This window comes from Cystobacter fuscus (genome assembly GCF_044360685.1).
GTDB classification, from domain to species: domain Bacteria; phylum Myxococcota; class Myxococcia; order Myxococcales; family Myxococcaceae; genus Cystobacter; species Cystobacter fuscus_C.
In genome coordinates this window covers 3937222-3952580 of the sequence record NZ_CP043491.1, presented here as the reverse complement: position 1 = coordinate 3952580, position 15359 = coordinate 3937222, and the positions used below count along the sequence as shown (strand labels likewise).

General features: G+C 67.7%; 13 protein-coding genes. 10 read left to right on the top strand and 3 right to left on the bottom strand.

What is annotated here, in order from left to right:
- The first annotated feature begins 16 nt into the window (after nt 1–16).
- Entirely contained in the window at nt 17–715 is a 699-nt protein-coding gene (locus F0U63_RS16250; RefSeq protein WP_395846830.1) for a diacylglycerol kinase family protein, read from the top strand.
- A gap of 139 nt (nt 716–854) precedes the next feature.
- Here the strand turns inward: F0U63_RS16250 and F0U63_RS16245 are convergent, their stop codons facing one another.
- Nucleotides 855–1055 (bottom strand): hypothetical protein, encoded by a 201-nt coding sequence (locus F0U63_RS16245; protein ID WP_395846829.1) that lies wholly within the window; start codon nt 1053–1055, stop codon nt 855–857.
- A gap of 309 nt (nt 1056–1364) precedes the next feature.
- Between F0U63_RS16245 and F0U63_RS16240 the strand changes: the two genes are divergently transcribed.
- The 3 genes from F0U63_RS16240 to F0U63_RS16230 all read left to right on the top strand — a co-directional run bounded on the left by F0U63_RS16240 (nt 1365) and on the right by F0U63_RS16230 (nt 4652).
- Complete coding sequence (locus tag F0U63_RS16240; protein ID WP_395846828.1) at nt 1365–2960, top strand: NAD(P)/FAD-dependent oxidoreductase; 1596 nt, start codon at nt 1365–1367, stop codon at nt 2958–2960.
- A gap of 19 nt (nt 2961–2979) precedes the next feature.
- Entirely contained in the window at nt 2980–3348 is a 369-nt protein-coding gene (locus F0U63_RS16235; protein WP_395846827.1) for a hypothetical protein, read from the top strand.
- A 164-nt stretch (nt 3349–3512) separates the two neighbouring features.
- On the top strand, nt 3513–4652 hold the full coding sequence (locus tag F0U63_RS16230; RefSeq protein ID WP_395846826.1) for a class I SAM-dependent rRNA methyltransferase: 1140 nt from the start codon (nt 3513–3515) through the stop codon (nt 4650–4652).
- Between the two features lie 4 nt (nt 4653–4656).
- Here the strand turns inward: F0U63_RS16230 and F0U63_RS16225 are convergent, their stop codons facing one another.
- Complete coding sequence (locus F0U63_RS16225) at nt 4657–5268, bottom strand: START domain-containing protein (protein WP_395846825.1); 612 nt, start codon at nt 5266–5268, stop codon at nt 4657–4659.
- Between the two features lie 49 nt (nt 5269–5317).
- Here F0U63_RS16225 and F0U63_RS16220 point away from each other — a divergent pair, with 49 nt between their 5' ends.
- The 4 genes from F0U63_RS16220 to F0U63_RS16205 all read left to right on the top strand — a co-directional run bounded on the left by F0U63_RS16220 (nt 5318) and on the right by F0U63_RS16205 (nt 10495).
- Nucleotides 5318–6826, top strand: a complete 1509-nt coding sequence (locus tag F0U63_RS16220; protein WP_395848372.1) for an HD domain-containing protein — start codon at nt 5318–5320, stop codon at nt 6824–6826.
- A 3-nt stretch (nt 6827–6829) separates the two neighbouring features.
- A complete protein-coding gene (locus F0U63_RS16215; RefSeq protein ID WP_395846824.1) occupies nt 6830–8785 on the top strand; it encodes an HD domain-containing phosphohydrolase in 1956 nt (651 codons plus the stop codon).
- An 83-nt stretch (nt 8786–8868) separates the two neighbouring features.
- On the top strand, nt 8869–9588 hold the full coding sequence (locus F0U63_RS16210) for a hypothetical protein (RefSeq protein WP_395846823.1): 720 nt from the start codon (nt 8869–8871) through the stop codon (nt 9586–9588).
- Nucleotides 9581–10495 (top strand): type VI immunity family protein, encoded by a 915-nt coding sequence (locus F0U63_RS16205; protein ID WP_395846822.1) that lies wholly within the window; start codon nt 9581–9583, stop codon nt 10493–10495. The genes F0U63_RS16210 and F0U63_RS16205 overlap by 8 nt, the downstream gene beginning before the upstream one ends.
- A gap of 51 nt (nt 10496–10546) precedes the next feature.
- On the opposite strand, the gene F0U63_RS16200 is transcribed toward F0U63_RS16205, so the two are convergent.
- Nucleotides 10547–13855: an AAA family ATPase gene (locus F0U63_RS16200; protein WP_395846821.1), complete on the bottom strand. Its 3309-nt coding sequence runs from the start codon at nt 13853–13855 to the stop codon at nt 10547–10549.
- Nucleotides 13856–14292: 437 nt separating this feature from the next.
- Between F0U63_RS16200 and F0U63_RS16195 the strand changes: the two genes are divergently transcribed.
- A complete protein-coding gene (locus tag F0U63_RS16195) occupies nt 14293–14673 on the top strand; it encodes a hypothetical protein (protein WP_395846820.1) in 381 nt (126 codons plus the stop codon).
- A 108-nt stretch (nt 14674–14781) separates the two neighbouring features.
- Nucleotides 14782–15330: a hypothetical protein gene (locus F0U63_RS16190; protein ID WP_395846819.1), complete on the top strand. Its 549-nt coding sequence runs from the start codon at nt 14782–14784 to the stop codon at nt 15328–15330.
- Nucleotides 15331–15359: the final 29 nt, after the last annotated feature.

Here is a 15359-nt window from a genome sequence, read left to right as displayed (position 1 = left end):
CGCTAACCTGTCTCCGATGAGTTCCCCCGCTCCCTACTCCCCACCACCTCCCCCGGACCCGGAGACGCCCCGCCGCCCCCCCGCCTACGCGTCGCGGGGCGGCACGGGCATGCTCGCCTCCTTCCGCCATGCCTGGGACGGGCTCATCCACACCGCCGTGCACCAGCGCAACATGCGCGTGCACCTGGTCTCCGCCGTGCTCGTGGGGCTCGTGGGCAGTGGCATCCCCCTGGGCGTCGCCGAGAAGGTCATCCTCATCTTCTGCGTGCTGCTCATCTTCTTCGCGGAGATCCTCAACAGCGCGCTCGAGCATCTGGTGGACCTGGCCACCCGGCACTTCGACGAGAAGGCCCGGCTCACCAAGGACGCCGCCGCCGCGGGCGTGCTCGTGCTCGCCATCGGCACGGTCGTCATCTTCGTCGCCATCCTCGTGAACAACTGGGAGACGGTCGCCGAGAGCGGCCCTCAAATCGCCCGGCAGGTGGCGCTCGGCCTGCCGCTCACCGGGTGCGTCACCCTGCTGGTGCTCCCCCACCGGCGCGCCCGCTGGGTGGACGTGTCCGCCGTCGTGGTGGGCGCCCTGCTGCTCGGCGCCCTCGCCGCGTACTCGGTCAGCTCCGTCTTCACCGCCGTGAACGCGGGCCTGTTCATCCTCGCCGCGTCCGCCGCGCGCCAGCGGCGCCGGGAGCAGGCCGCCGCCCGTCCGCCCGGGTGACGCGTTCCCCGGAAACGAAAAAACCGGCTCGAGGGCCGGTTTCGTGTACCGCGTTCGCTGTGCCGCCTGGGGGCGCTCGAGCCCCGGGACCCGCCCGGAACCCGGCTCACCCGCCAGGGACAGTCCGCATTCTAGGCGGTCAGGCCTCCTGGCGGAAGTCCGGCCGGCTCTCGGGGCTCACCTGCGCGACACCGGCGTGCACCCCCTTGAGGTCCTCCGACACCAGGTCCAACAGCTCGGTGGCCATGCCGATGATCTGCATGGGCGTGTAGCCATCCGCGCGCAGCTGGTTGAAGAAATTCTGGGCGAGGAGACGGGTCTTCTGCTTGTTCGCGTTCAAGGTCGTTTCCTCCAGAAACAGTGGGACCGCGTAGTCACGGGAGAATCATTCTTCAACCCCCGTGCCAGCCGTCGACTCGTGGACGGATTTCCCATGCACTCCAAGGAGTTATGAAGAGCCCGGGGGTGGCACACGGCCCCTCGCCTGCGAACGGGCCTTCGCACTTTCGCGGCGCGCGCGGGGATGCAGCACGGCGGAGTGCGTCACCCGGTTCGCACCTTTGGGAAACTCCGTTGTTCGCTGGCTTGCATTCCAGGCACCGGGTGGCGCACATACGCGCCCGTCGTCGGCTGAGGAGAAGAGCGTCGCATGGCTTATCGGGTGAACAACATTGGGTTGTGGTTGGACGAGCCGGAGGAGCTGCTGGGCCAGCGTGCGGCCGAGAAGCTCGGGGTGACGCGAGGCGATCTCCAGTCCGTGCGCGTGGTGCGCGCGGTGCTCGATGCGCGCAAGAAAGGCAGCCCCCGCTATATCTATACGCTGGAGGTGGAACTCTCTCCGGGCCGGGTGCCACCGCGGCTGCCGCCGGACGTGGGGGAGACGCCGCCTCCGCCCGAGCCGCCCGCGCGCGTGAAGGAGCCCGAGCGCCTGCCGCTCATCATCGGCACCGGCCCCGCGGGCCTCTTCTGTGCCCTGTCGCTGCTGGAGCGCGGCGTGCGCACCATCCTCATCGAGCGGGGCCGGGAGGTCGTGGCGCGGCGCAAGGACGTGGCGAAGCTCATGCGCGACGGGACGTTGGACCCGGAGAGCAACATGAACTTCGGCGAGGGCGGCGCGGGCGCGTACACGGACGGCAAGCTGTCCACGCGCATCAACCACCCCCACGTGCGCAAGGTCATCGAGACGTTCGCCCGCTGCGGCGCGCCGGACCACATCCTCATCGAGGGCAAGCCGCACATCGGCTCGGACCTGTTGCCCGGCGCGGTGGCGCGCATCCGCGAGGAGCTCATCGCCGGCGGCAGCCAGGTGCTCTTCGAGCACAAGGTGGAGGAGGTGCTCGACCGCGACGGACGGGTGACGGGCGTGCGGCTGGCGGACGGACGCGTGCTGGAGAGCGACCGGGTGGTGCTCGCCCCGGGCAACTCGGCGCGCGAGCTCTACGAGCGCTTCGCCGCCGACGGGCGCGTGGTCATCGAGCCCAAGCCCTTCGCGCTCGGCTTCCGGGCGGAGCACCCCCAGGGGCTCATCAACTCCATCCAGTATGGCAGCGCGGCGAAGAACCCGAAGCTGCCCCCGGCCGACTACAAGCTCGCGGAGAACCTGGACGTGAACGGAGAGGTGCGCGGCATCTACTCCTTCTGCATGTGCCCGGGCGGCATCGTGGTGCCCACGCCCACCCAGGACGGGCTGCAGTGCACCAACGGCATGAGCAACTCGCGCCGCAACGCGAAGTACGCCAACGCGGGCATCGTCGTGACGGTGTCCGTGGAGGACTTCGAGCGCGAGGGCTTCCGCGGTCCGCTCGCGGGCCTGGAGTTCCAGCGGCACTGGGAGTCCAAGGCGTACGAGCTGGGCGAGGGCAAGTTCTTCGCCCCCGCGCAGACCATCCCCGACTACCTCGCGGGCCGCGTGAAGAAGGATCCGGGCGGCACCAGCTACCGGCCGGGCCTGGCGCACACGGACCTCAACCGCCTCTTCCCCGAGCGCCTCACGCAGTCGCTCAAACAGGCGCTCAAGGCGTTCGACCGCAAGATGCGCGGCTTCGTGAGCGACGAGGGCAAGCTCATCGGCATCGAGAGCCGCACGAGCTCGCCCGTGCGCATCACCCGCGGCGAGGACATGCAGTCCGTCTCCATGCGCGGCCTCTACCCCGCGGGCGAGGGCTGCGGCTACGCTGGAGGCATCGTTTCCTCGGCCATTGATGGACTGCGCGTGGCTGAGCAGATTGCGGCCGAACTGGCCTGACTCAACCCGGGAGGGCTCGATGCGCTACCACGTACGTACGCCGGACGGAGAGCTGGACTACCTCTCTTTCAGGGAGGTGGAGTTGGCGTACATGCAGGGCCTCGTGGGCCCCGATGACGAGGTGCGCGAGGAGGGACAGACCCTCTGGCGCAAGGCCTCGAAGATCCCCGAGCTGGCCCGGGCCCGGCCCGCGCCCCTCCAGGGCAACGCGGCCCGCCTCCGGCTCGGCGCGGTGGTCTCCGCCGTGGTCCTGGGACTCTTCTCGCTGAAGCTCCTCTTCAGCGAGTCCTGGACCCGGCGGGGAGTAGGGATCGCCCTGGCGCTGGTGACCAGCGTGATCCTCACCCAGCTCACCCGGCAGGCCTTCAAGCGGCCGGGCACTCCCTGAGGCTGAGCGGCCGTCCAGACGAGCGCTCCGCCCCGCCAGCTCCCCTTCCCTCCAGCGCGGCGTTTGGTGCCCGAGACCGAAATCGTCCTCCTGCCAACGCATGTTCCTTCCAGTACGGAACATTCGGAGCGCGTCATTCGGCCGACGCCGAGGGGAGGACGAACTTGGTCAATACCTATCTGTCCCGAGAAGCGGCACGCAGGCTGAAGCATGGAGCCCCCTGGGTTCGCCGGGAGGACATCGTCTCCATCGAGGGGACGCCCGCCCTGGGCGAAGCCGTCCAGCTCCGGGACGAGCAGGGACAACTGCTCGGCCTGGCGGACGTGGACCTCGAGGCGTCCTACGCGGTGCGCCGCCTGGGCTATGCCGACGAGACCGCCGAGGGCCTCATTCCCCGTCACGTGCGCCACGCCTTCGAGCGCCGCGCGCTCACCGTGGACGATCCGCGCTTCTGCCGCGTCGTCAACGACGATGGGGACGCGCTGCCCGGACTCATCGTGGACCGGTATGACCGACACCTCGTCGTCCAGACGCTCACGCGCGCCATGGACGCCCGGCTGCAGGAAATCACCCGCGCCCTCGTCGAGGTGAGCGGCGCGGAGTCCGTGCTCCTGCGCAACGACACGCCGCGGCGCCGGCAACTGGGCCTGCCCGCGCAGCGCCCCCACGTGCTGCACGGCACCCCTCCCCGCTGGACGCGCGTGCTGGAGCTGGGCGCCCGCTTCACGGTGGATCTGCAATACGGCTCGGGCGTGGGCTACCCGTATGACCAGCGCGAGCTGCGCCGCTTCCTGGCCCGGCTCTCCCAGGGCGCGCGGGTGTTGGATCCAAGCTGCCACGTGGGCGGGCTGTTCGTGCACGCCGGACGCCATGGCGCCCGCTCCATCCTCGCCTTCGACAGCGACGCGGACACCGCGGACCTGGCGCGCGAGAACGGCGAGGCCAATGGCCTCTTGGGCCGGCTCCAGGTGGAGCGCGGCGACGCGCTCGACGTGCTCCACGGCGTGCAGGACACCTTCGATCTGGTGCTGCTGGACACCCCCGATGCGACCTCCTCGGAGACCTTCGTCGAACAGGTGCGCCTAGGCCTGCGCGCCACCCGCCACGGCGGCGTCATCCTCGTCATCGGCTACCACCCGCCCCTGCCCATGGGCGGCTTCGACAACCTGGTGGCCGAGGCGTGCGAGCAGGAGGAGCGCCGCAGCTTCCGCATCGCCCGCTTCGGCCTGCCGCCGGATCACCCCACCCTGGTGGGCTTCTCGGCCACCGACTACCTCTCGGGTATCGCGCTCGAGGCAAGCTGATGCCCTAACGCGCCGTGGCGTACTTGCGCACGGCGCGCAGCACGTCCGGCACGGACGTCTTGTTGGCCTTGTCGGCCACCCACCCGGGCAGGGAACCGCCCGGGTCCGTGTGCAGGTAGTACGTGACGAAGGTCTTCTTGCCCTCCTCGCGCGGCTCCAGCAGCCAGGAGCCCGTGTCGAGCTTCACCCGGACGACCCCCTCGCGCTCGGGTGGGGCGTCCTGCCCGAGCGCCGTCCAGGTGGCCTTCATGTATCCCTGGCCCTCCTTCCAGTCCGATTCGTCGAGGATGCGGATGACGAAGTCGCGCCTGGCCACCATCGGCGCATTCACCAGGCAATAGAAGACCGTCACCTTGCCGTCCTGTTCCGAGGACAGCACCCGGCTCTCCTCGGTATAGGGCATGGTCTTCTTGTAGTTCGCGTAGTCGCGGATGACTCGCCACACCGCGTCGGCCGGGGCATCCACCAGGGCGGTGGCCTTCACCTCGGCGACGGAGCTGCCCGCGGGCGTCCGGGCCATCACGGTGATGCCATCGTCTCGCGCCACCTGCCTCCAGGCCGGTTCATTGGCGCCCGAGAGCAGAACCAGAAGCGACACAGCGGGAAGAAAGGACATGGAGCGCATCCTATCCGCCCGGGTGGTGGTAGTGTGCCGCGCCGAGATCATGACGACCGACAATAATCAGTCAGACCCCTCCTCCTCCTCCGCCTCCGAGGCCTCCGTGGAAACGGTGCGCAAGGTGTACGCGAAGGATCTCCGCGAGAAGGACCCCGTCCACACCGTCTTCCGCGTGGCGCAGAAGAACCGCGTCACCGCGCGCAGTGGCAAGGTGTTCCTCTCGCTCGTGCTCACCGACAAGAGCGGTGAGATCGACGCGCGCGTCTTCGACAAGGTCGACGCCCTCGAGCCCACCTTCTCCGCGGGCGACTACGCGCTCGTGCACGGCCACGTCATCGCCTTCCATGGCAAGACGCAGGTCGTCATCGAGGCGCTCGAGAAGCTGGATCCCGAGCCGCTCGATCCCAAGGAATTCGAGCCCCCACCCGCTCCCCCCGCCCCGGCCGCCGCCGCCCCCGAGGAGGCCGCCGCGCCCAAGCGCGACGAGCCCCGCAAGGACGAGCCGGCCGCCGCCCGGCGCGAAGAGTCCGCTCCCGCCAAGGGTGGCGAGGGCCCCGGAGGCGCTCGCGCCGTGGGGCAGATCCGCGAGCTCATCACCGAGCGCGTGAACGACGCCCACGTGAAGGCGCTGCTGCTGGCCTTCCTGGACGACGCCCAGGTCGCCGCGGCCCTGCCGCACGCGCCCGCCGCCAAGGGCGTGCACCACTCCTACCGCGGGGGCCTGGCCGATCACCTCCTGTCGGTGCTGCGGCTCGTCCTGCGCGTGGCCGACCACTACCCCATGGCGGACCGCGATCTGCTGCTCGCCGGCGCCCTGCTCCATGATGTGATGCGGGTGGCGGAGACGTCCGCGGGCGGCGAGCCCACCGACGAGGGCCGGCTCGTGGGCCACCTGGTGCTCACGGCGCAGAAGATCCGCGAGAAGACGCTCGGCATCCCCCACTTCCCGGCGCTGCTCGAGCAGCACCTCACCCACCTCGTCATCGCCCAGTTCGGCCAGGTGGAGAGCGGCTCGCCCCGGGCCCCCGTGACGCTCGAGGCGCAGATCATCCACTCGCTCACCGCGCTCGACGCACGCATCGCCGCCTGGACGGACGCCATGCAGCGCGACCCCCACGATCGGTGGACGGAGAACCTCCGCTCCTACAACCGCTCGCTCTGGAAGGGTCCGGCGCCCACCTCGCGGGGCCGGGCGCCCGTGGAGGGCGGAGGCCGCCGCAAGAACAAGGAGAAGAAGAACCGGGAGCGGCCGGAGAAGTCCGCGGGCGCGCCCTCGGGCGACGGTGCTCCGGCGGAGGCCCGTGCCGAGCGCGCCGAGCGTCCCGAGCGCGCCGAGCGTCCGCCCAAGCCGCCGCGCGAGCCCCGTCCGCCGCGCGAGCCGCGCGAGGGCAAGGAGGCTCGGGAGCCGCGTGAGCATCGGGAGGCGCGCGAGCCCAAGCCGCCGCGCGAGCCGGTGAACGTGCCCAAGGAGCTGACGTTCAAGCCCTTCAGCGTGCTGACGGCGCCGAAGGCGGAGCCCAAGTCCGAGGAAGGCTCGGACACCACGGAAGGTTGACCCATGCCGAAGCGACTGGGTGAACGGCTCGTCGAAGCGGGCCTTGTCACGAGCGAGTCCATCCAGAAGGCGCTGGAGCACCAGAAGATCACCGGCCACCGGCTGGGGGATTGTCTGGTGGAGATCGGCCTGCTCCAGGAATCGGGGTTGCTGCGATTCCTGGCGGCCGAGTTCCAGACCCGCTTCGTCTCGGCGGAGAAGCTGGCCAAGGCGCGCATCGCCACCGAGGTGCTGGACAAGGTGCCCGTGCGGCTGGCGGAGGCGCAGAACGTGCTTCCGCTGGCCATCGATCCGGAGCGCAAGCTCCTGTCGGTGGTGGCGGCCGAGCCGCAGAACAAGAAGTTGATGGACGAGATCGCCCTGGTGACGGGCATGTCCGAGGTCTACGCGTACGTGGGCCTGCGCAGCTCCATCGCCGCGGCCATCCGCAAGCACTACTACGGAGACCCCACGGCCTTCGCGTCGCTGGAGCTGGGCGGCCACATGCGCGCGGACGTCAACGCCATGGCCTCCGCCTTCGAGAGCACCACCGGGACGGCGCCCAAGGCGAGCCTCCAGCTCCGGCTCGACTCGGAGACCCGCAACCGGCTGCAGCGTCCGGGCACGCAGACGCGCGCGGGCACCCGGGGGGATGCGCTCCTGGCCTCGCGCGGCACCGTGTCGGACGGCGACTACATCGAGACCTTGAACCTCCTGGTGTCGATGATGGAGCGCGATCACAAGCACCACCGGGGGCACTCGGCGCAGCTCGCGCGCCAGGCTGCGGTGGTGGCCAGACGCCTGGGCATGGCGCCCAAGGACGTGACGGCGGTGAGCATCGCCGGCCTGCTGCATGACCTGGGCAAGCCCGCCGAGCGGCATTTCTGCCTGGCGAGCAACGCGGTCAATCCCGAGTGGATGGCCGAGGCGAAGCGCTACTGCCGGGTCCCCACCAAGATCTTCGAGACGGTGAACCTGCCGGTGCAGGTGAACACCATGCTCGCGCAGCTCTACGAGGCCTATGACGGCTCGGGCACGCCCCAGGGCGCCAAGGGCGACGACATCACCCTGGGCGCGCGAATCCTCGCGGCGGTGGACAGCTACCTGGAGCTGACGAAGAACCCGGCCAATGCCCTCGGCAAGCTGCACAGCAAGGCCAAGGCGATCGAGCACCTGAAGGAGAACGCCGGGAAGCTGTACGATCCATTGGTGGCGAACATCGTCACGCAGGTGCAGAGCGGCGAGTTGCTGCGGCAGAGGCTCGTCAACGACGGCCGGCAGATCTTCATCGTGGAGCCCGAGCAGGGCACGCGGACGGGGCTGCTCGAGGCCGTGCAGAAGCAGGGACTGGTGGCGTATGCGCTGTCGCTGCTGGACGGGGCGTACGACGCGCTGGTGCATCAGGAGTGCGACGTGCTGGTGGTGGGGCTGAAGTTCGGCATCGACGAGGTGGTGGCCCTGCTGCAGGCGGTGCGCGCCTCGGCGGAGCACGCGGGCCTGCCCCTGGTGGTGCTCGGGGATCCGGACCCGGGCCTGCGCGAGCGGTTGATGATGTGCGGGGCGACGGCGGTGCTGCCCCCCACGGCGCTGACCGAGGCGGCCCGGACGCTGAAGACGCTGTACGAGGATCGCATTCGGCACAACGGGCCCGCGCGGGTGGTGCGCGGAGGCATGGACGAGCTGCCCGGACCGGAGCTGTTCAAGTGCCTGGGCGGGGGCAAGAAGTCGGGGCGGCTCCACCTCAAGTACCACGCCCATGAAGGCTTCCTGCACCTGGAAAAGGGCCGGGTCGTCTTCGCCTCCGCGGCGGGACAGAGCGGCGAGCCGGCCCTGCAGACGCTGCTGGGCTTCACCCAGGCCGACTTCCGCTACGATCCGGACTCGCTGCTCCTGGACGTGCCCCAGTTGGATCTGGAACTCGAGTCCCTGGCCCAGCGCATTGTCCCTCGCAGGACCTCGGTGTACGTGCCCACGGTGTGAACAATAAACGCGAATCGCGAAGCACAGACAATTCGAACAGGGCCGCCGCGTGGGCTCTCGTCGTTCTCCTCCCGGCGTGTGCGATGTCACCGGGCAGGAGCGATTCCTTCCGCTACAGCTTCGACTCGCCCTCGGCGGCCTGTCGGCACAGCCTCTCGGGGTGCGTCGCCCTCTACGGCAAGGAAATCGCTTCGGCGACGGCCGTCCTGAAAGTAGCGCTCGATGTTCCGACGAGAAACGACATCGAGCGCACGTTGTCAGAATGCGCGGACATCGCCCGTTCGGAAGTCCTTCTCCGGCACGAGGGGGACTTCGCCAGTTTGACCCCCACTGCCGACGAGTGCAAGCAATGGGCGAAGAACGCGAGAAGCAAGGGGATGACATGGGCCATGCAGTTGGGAACGGAGATGCATGAAGAGGCGCTCGAGTGCGTGGAGGAGCGACTGAGCAAACTGCGTCCGGGAGGATTCAGTCTGGAACCACGCTACCGCTACGACTCGCGTCAGAATCGCTGGAAACAGGTGAGCCGCGAGGAGGAGCAGGCACTGGATGAGTCGGGCAATTCGGGTGAGTTGAAGGGCTCAGTCAAACCCGATGTCGTGATTCATCAGGGAGATCCGCTCCGTGCGCAGGCCGTCTATGACTTCAAATTCCCATGTATGAATATCGATGAGATACCCAATTGGCCTCGTTACCCACCAACCCACCCATACTCGGGACTGGATCAGGGGACCGTATACGAATGGGCTTTCTCCATCAAGCCCACACGTGTCATGCCACGCTTGGGAGTCATTCATGAGTAGCGAGCCCTGGCCCCATATTCGCATCTATTCAGAGAAGGGACTACTGGTCCTTCGAGACGGATTCAGCATTACACTCTATACACGGCACTCTCACGCGCAGATAGTGAAAGGGGCCCTGCGCTCGCTCGAACTTTATCTGAACGCGGTGGAGCCCGGTGCGCTTGGCTTGTACGCAGACCTGGACGGGTACTGGCAAAATCTCGATTCCACCGCCTGGAAGCACATCCGAGATGAGCTTCGACATCCCACCCAAGCCCATATTGAGCTGGCAGACACCTCGGCCGTCCAAGCCCGCTATCGCTTCATCTACCATGGCAGCTCGTTTACTCCCCTCCCCTTCATCAGAGACACTTCGACATGGGTCTCGGCGATGTCTTGCTGGCTGCCCACGGAGTACCTGAAAGAGCGCGGCTTCGCGCAAGTGCGTGAACTCGTGATGGAAATGGCGTCGTGCTTTCCTTTCTGCTCTGGGCATGCAGGCCTCTCCCTTCATGCCCAGAGCGACCTCCTGTCTCTGGAGAAGGTGTCCCGCGCGAGAGCGAACCGGTATCCAGGCATGGACATCGCGCGTTCTGCCCTTCCCACCCTGGACATTGGAACGAGGGTCGACGGTGTACATTGGCTGAACTTCCTGGGCCCTCCCGTGCTGGACGCATTGGGGGGCATCGCGGGCCTCCGAGTCCGCTTGCACTCGCCAGACATCACCGTTCAGGAAATGGAGGAGGGGCGGGCCGTCGTCACCCTCGGCGCCCATCCTGACGCCGGTGACCTCGAGGAGGGACGCACGCTCCCCGCCTACCGGGAACTGGCGCGCGTCCTGGAGCCCTTCCTCTATCAACGACGCTATCTGCCGAACGAAGAGGTCCCCGAAGAGCTTCGCCGCTGGGAGCGCCGCTTCCTGGATTGAGCCGGGCCCCACAGGCCGACTTCCGCTACGCTCCGGGCTCGCTGGCCTCGGTCAGCCCGCCTGGCGGCGGAGTTTCTCGAGGAGGGCTCGTGCCTCGCACAGGTCCGGGGTGTTCAAGCCCTCGGTGAACCCGCTGTAGATGTCCCGCAGCAATTCGACGGCCTCGACCTGCTGACCGTCCTCGTCGAGCATCTTGCTCAGGCTCAACACCGCGCGCAGTTCGAGTGACCAGGCACGCTGATGCCGCGCGAGCCGGATGGCCTGCTGGAAGCTCCCTCGTGCCGCGTCCCGCGACGTCCGGTCCATCCTTCTCAGGACCTCGCCCCGCAGGCGGTGAAGCTCGGGTTCGCACAGATGCTCGCCCCGAGTGGTGGCGTTACTCATCCCCTCGGCCAGCGCCGCGAGCGCTTCCTCGTACTGGCCCGCCAGCATCAACACCTCGCCCAGCATGACGAACATCCCCGTGAGGGCGAGTCCCCCACCAATGTCTCGGAAGCGCTGGATGCCCTGCCGCAACTCGGTGATGCCGGTCCTCGAGTCCCCCCGTCTGGAGTGAGCCCAGGCGCGGTACGTGAATGAGACCGCCTCCCAGAGCCGAAAGCCCTGTTCATTCGAAAGGACGAACAACTCCTGCGCTGTGCGCCAGGTGCTTTCGACGTCTTGCTGGTAGTGGCGCAGCATGAGGCTGGGGCCCATGGCGCTGGCGATGCTGGGCACGTGCCCCAGGGTCCGAGCCAGGGTGAACATCTCCTCCAGTACCCGCTCTGCCTGGTCCCGGTAGCCAAGCATCCACAGGCTCGCCGCCAGGGTGTACTGGCAGTTCATCGTCGGGGAGAGCTGGAACCGTCCGGTGATGAGGCGCTCCTGCTCGAGCTCGAAGAGCAACAGGCCCTGTTCACCATGCCAGCGCGCATCGAGGAACTCGCCACGGAACAGGTGCGTCTGGCCCATGGCGTAGTGCGCGAGGAGCCTTGGCAAGCCCTGCTTCGAGCCCCATGCGAGATCCATGACCTGCCGTGCCGTTTCCAACGCGGGCTCCAGATGGCCCCCGATGAAATGGAACGTCCACAGACACCACAACGCGGGCAGCAACCGCTCCTGATCGCCCAGGACATAGCAGAGGTCACGAGCGCGGCAGGATGCCGCTTCCACCACGGGCGAGGCCCAACCATCGATCGCCATCAGCGCCGCCGCGAGCTCCAGTTGCATGGGCAGCTCCAGCTCGAGCCGCGCCTTCTCCTCCGGAAGCTGCTCCAGCAACGTGAGCGCGCGCCGCAGGTGGGCGATGGCCTCGCGGTTGGCCCCACGCACCATGGCGCGCTGGCCCGCCTTCTCCCATTCGCGGAGGGCGTCCCGCGGCAGTTCCGCGCCCTCATAATGGCTCGCCATGAGCTCCGGCTGGGTATCGGCCACCTCCGGGAACTCGTGCTGAAGCGTCCGGGCGATCTGCTCGTGGTACTGCTTCCGGGTCTTGCGCAACAGCGACTCGTAGGCGGCATCCCGGATGAGCGCGTGCTTGAAGACGAAGACGGCCTCGGACACGGCCCCCTGCTGGTACACCAGCTCGCTCTCCAGCAGCTTGGACAAGTGCCCCTGGAGCACCTCGTCTTCCTTGCCGGCCACCGCCTTGAGCACTTCGTAGCGGAACTCGCGCCCCAGGGTGGCCGCGAGCTGGGCCAGCGGCTTGCTCGGGCCCAAGCGGTCGATCCTCGCCATCAGCGAGTCGTGCACGGAGACTGGGATGAGGCCATCGGGAACACGCCCGGCCAGTTCATACCGGTTCTCCCGCTCACGCAGCACCCCCGCCTCCAGGATGGCCTTGGTCAGCTCCTCCACGAACAACGGGGTGCCCTCGCTGCGCGCCAGCACCTGGCGCTCCAGTTCAGCGGGCAGGGACTTGTTGCCCGTGACGTGGGCCACCATCACGGCCGCTTCACCTGGCTTCAGCGGGGGCAGCTCCAGCTCATGCAGGTGTGGCACCGCGGCCCAGTCCACATGAAATCCGGGGCGGGTGGTGAACAGGCACAGCAGGCGTTCCGAGGACGCACGGTCGACCAGGAGCTGCGTCAGCTCCAGCGTCGAGGGATCCGCCCAGTGCAGGTCCTCCAGCACGAAGACCAACGGGTGCTGCTCGGCGAACCCGCAGAGCAGCGCGCCCAGAAGCTCCAGGGTGCGATGGCGCTTCTTCTGGGCCGGAATCTCCAGCACCGGATTCGCCGCGAGCGGAAGGGACAGGAGCGAGGCCATCAGCCCCAGCGCCTCCGGGGAGCCGAGTCCGTACCCGGCGAGGAACTCCCGCAGCCGGGCGAGCTTCTCCACGGGCGAGGGCAGTCTGCGCAGCTCGAGCTGCCGCTCGAACAGCTCCATCACCGGGTACAGGGCGCTGTTCTGGTAGTAGGGCAGGCAGCGGCACTCGAGCAGGAAGTGCTCGCCTTCCGGAAGCCTGCTGCCCAGCATCTGGAGCAGGCGCGACTTGCCGATACCCGGCTCGCCCCGGATGCAGACCACCTGACCGCTTCCCGAGACGGCGCGAGCCCAGTGTCCGACGAGCACCTCCAGTTCGTGCTCGCGGCCGACGAAGGGGGTGAACCCATCCGCGGTGGCCGCGTCCATGCGGCTCCTCGCGCCCGTCTCGTTCAACACCCGGTAGAGCCGGGTCGCGCGAGACAGTCCCTTGAGTCCGTGCTCGCCCAGATCCTCCAGGGCGAAGAAACCACGCACCAGGCGGCTGGTGGCGGCGCTGATGACCAGGGTCTCCGGCTCGGCCTTGGACTGCACACGCGCCGCCAGATTGGGGGTTTCCCCGAGCGCCAACTGTTCGCGGAACTTCCCGCCGCCCACCTCGCCCACCACCACCAGGCCGGTGTGGATGCCAATGCGCACCTGAAGCCGTTGGCCCCGGGCGTCCAGCGCGGCCACCGCCTGGAGGAGTTCCAGGCCGGCGCGGACAGCACGCAGCCCATCGTCCTCGTGGGCCACCGGATAGCCAAAGTAGACGAGCAGTCCATCCCCCAGGTACTGGGCGATGTGGCCGTCGTGGCGGGCAATCACCCTGGCACCGCACTCCTGATAGGCGCGCACCACTTCACGCAGCTCCTCGGGATCCAGCCGTTCGGAGAGCGCCGTGGAGCCCACCAGATCACAGAACAGCACGGTGAGTTGCCGGCGCTCCGCCTCGGGAGCGGAAGCGGCGATGGGGGACGGCTTCGCGCCGAGCGGAGCGGAACACTGGCCACAGAACCTGGCGTCCAGCTGATTGGGGGCGCCACAGTCCCCACACAGGGCGGCCAGCGGGGTGCCGCACCCCGAGCAGAACTTCGCGCCCTCGGGACTCTCCTGGTTGCACTGCAAACAGCACATGTGCGCACTCCCCCCAAGCGACTGGACCCGGGCCTCGAGCGCGGCCCTCGCATCATCGCGGGTGTCAGGCGATCGCCTGTGCGCGGAGCCTACACAAGTGCCCGGGAAACGAACGCCGTAAGCGTAAATCTAGCACAACGGGCCCGCGCGGGTAGTGCCTGGAGGCAGGGACGAGCTGCCCGGGCCGGAGCTGCTCAAGTGCCTGGACGGTTTCACGGCGCCCGGCGACGACATGTTGGCATCCCCCCTGGACGACCTGCATCCATTGCATCGCCACATCTCACGACCAGAGGTGTGATGGAACTCACTCCCACGAAGTGAATGCCGTCACATCCCGTCCACGGTGAATCTGCCAAAACCATCGACACCTGGATGGCGAGTCCCCAGTCATCAGGCAAGCACAGTGCACCCTGGACGTAGTCCATTCATCTCACTCGTTGTACTCAGCAGAGGTCGCTCCCATGTCCTTCCAGTTCGACGTGCAGGTCCAGAACAAGACCGGTCAAAACATCAACTCCGTCAGCATCGCCCACTACTGCAATGACAACACCAACGCCCAGGTGTTCCAGAACATCCCGGATGGCATTTCGGTTCCGGTGGGCACGGTGACGACCTACTCTGGCCACAAGGACTATTATGGTGGTCAATTCGTGATGGGTGGCGATTTCTACCAGTTCAACTGCTACTGCAGCATCGACAGTGGAGACACCGCCGTGACCATCATCCTGAACTCCAACAGCTACACGATCCAGTACAGTTCCAACGGCACCAACACCGACTCGTGCCAGAACAAGTCGTACGACTACACGACAGCGTAGCGCTGTATCCCCTGGGGAAGGGCTTCTCGAGAAGCCCTCCCCGTGTAGATCCAAACGTCCGACGTGTGTTCCCCATGTGGGGAGAGGCCCTCCAGGCGAGGCAAGCAAATGAGCACGATGAACGATGGACAGCGTCCGGAACGCAATCTGGACGAAGCCCTGGCGGATTTTGGAGCGGCCCTCCGAGAGGCACTCCATCAACCCAAGGACATGCCAGAATCGCTTCTGCTCCGGGCGGCCAGCGATCCACTTTTCATGAATGCGTTGATGGCCCGACGTGACGATGCAGCGGCCTTGGACGCGTGGCTGGAGGAGGCAGGCCGGCATCCGCCAGAAGAGGCGGGTCCTCCTTCCGCCATCCTGTTCGTGCGCGCCACTCAAGCCCTGGTTCGTTGGGGGCTCGGGGGCTTCCGGAGGGTGGGTCCCGAGGCCTTCGCGCAGCGGCTCGATGCATGCCTGCGATGTCCGCACCTGAGAAGACCCAGCGAACGTCTCCTGTACCAGATGACGGGAAACCAGGAACAGCCGCTCTGCGGGCTGTGCGGCTGCACCATCGTGCGCAAAGCCCGGCTTCAAACCGAGGACTGCCCGGATGCTCATCCCATCAACGCGGGGATGAGTCGCTGGGGCGACCCCATCTCCTCGTCATCCACGTGAGCGGCGGTCATCCTCCGCCTTCACGTCCA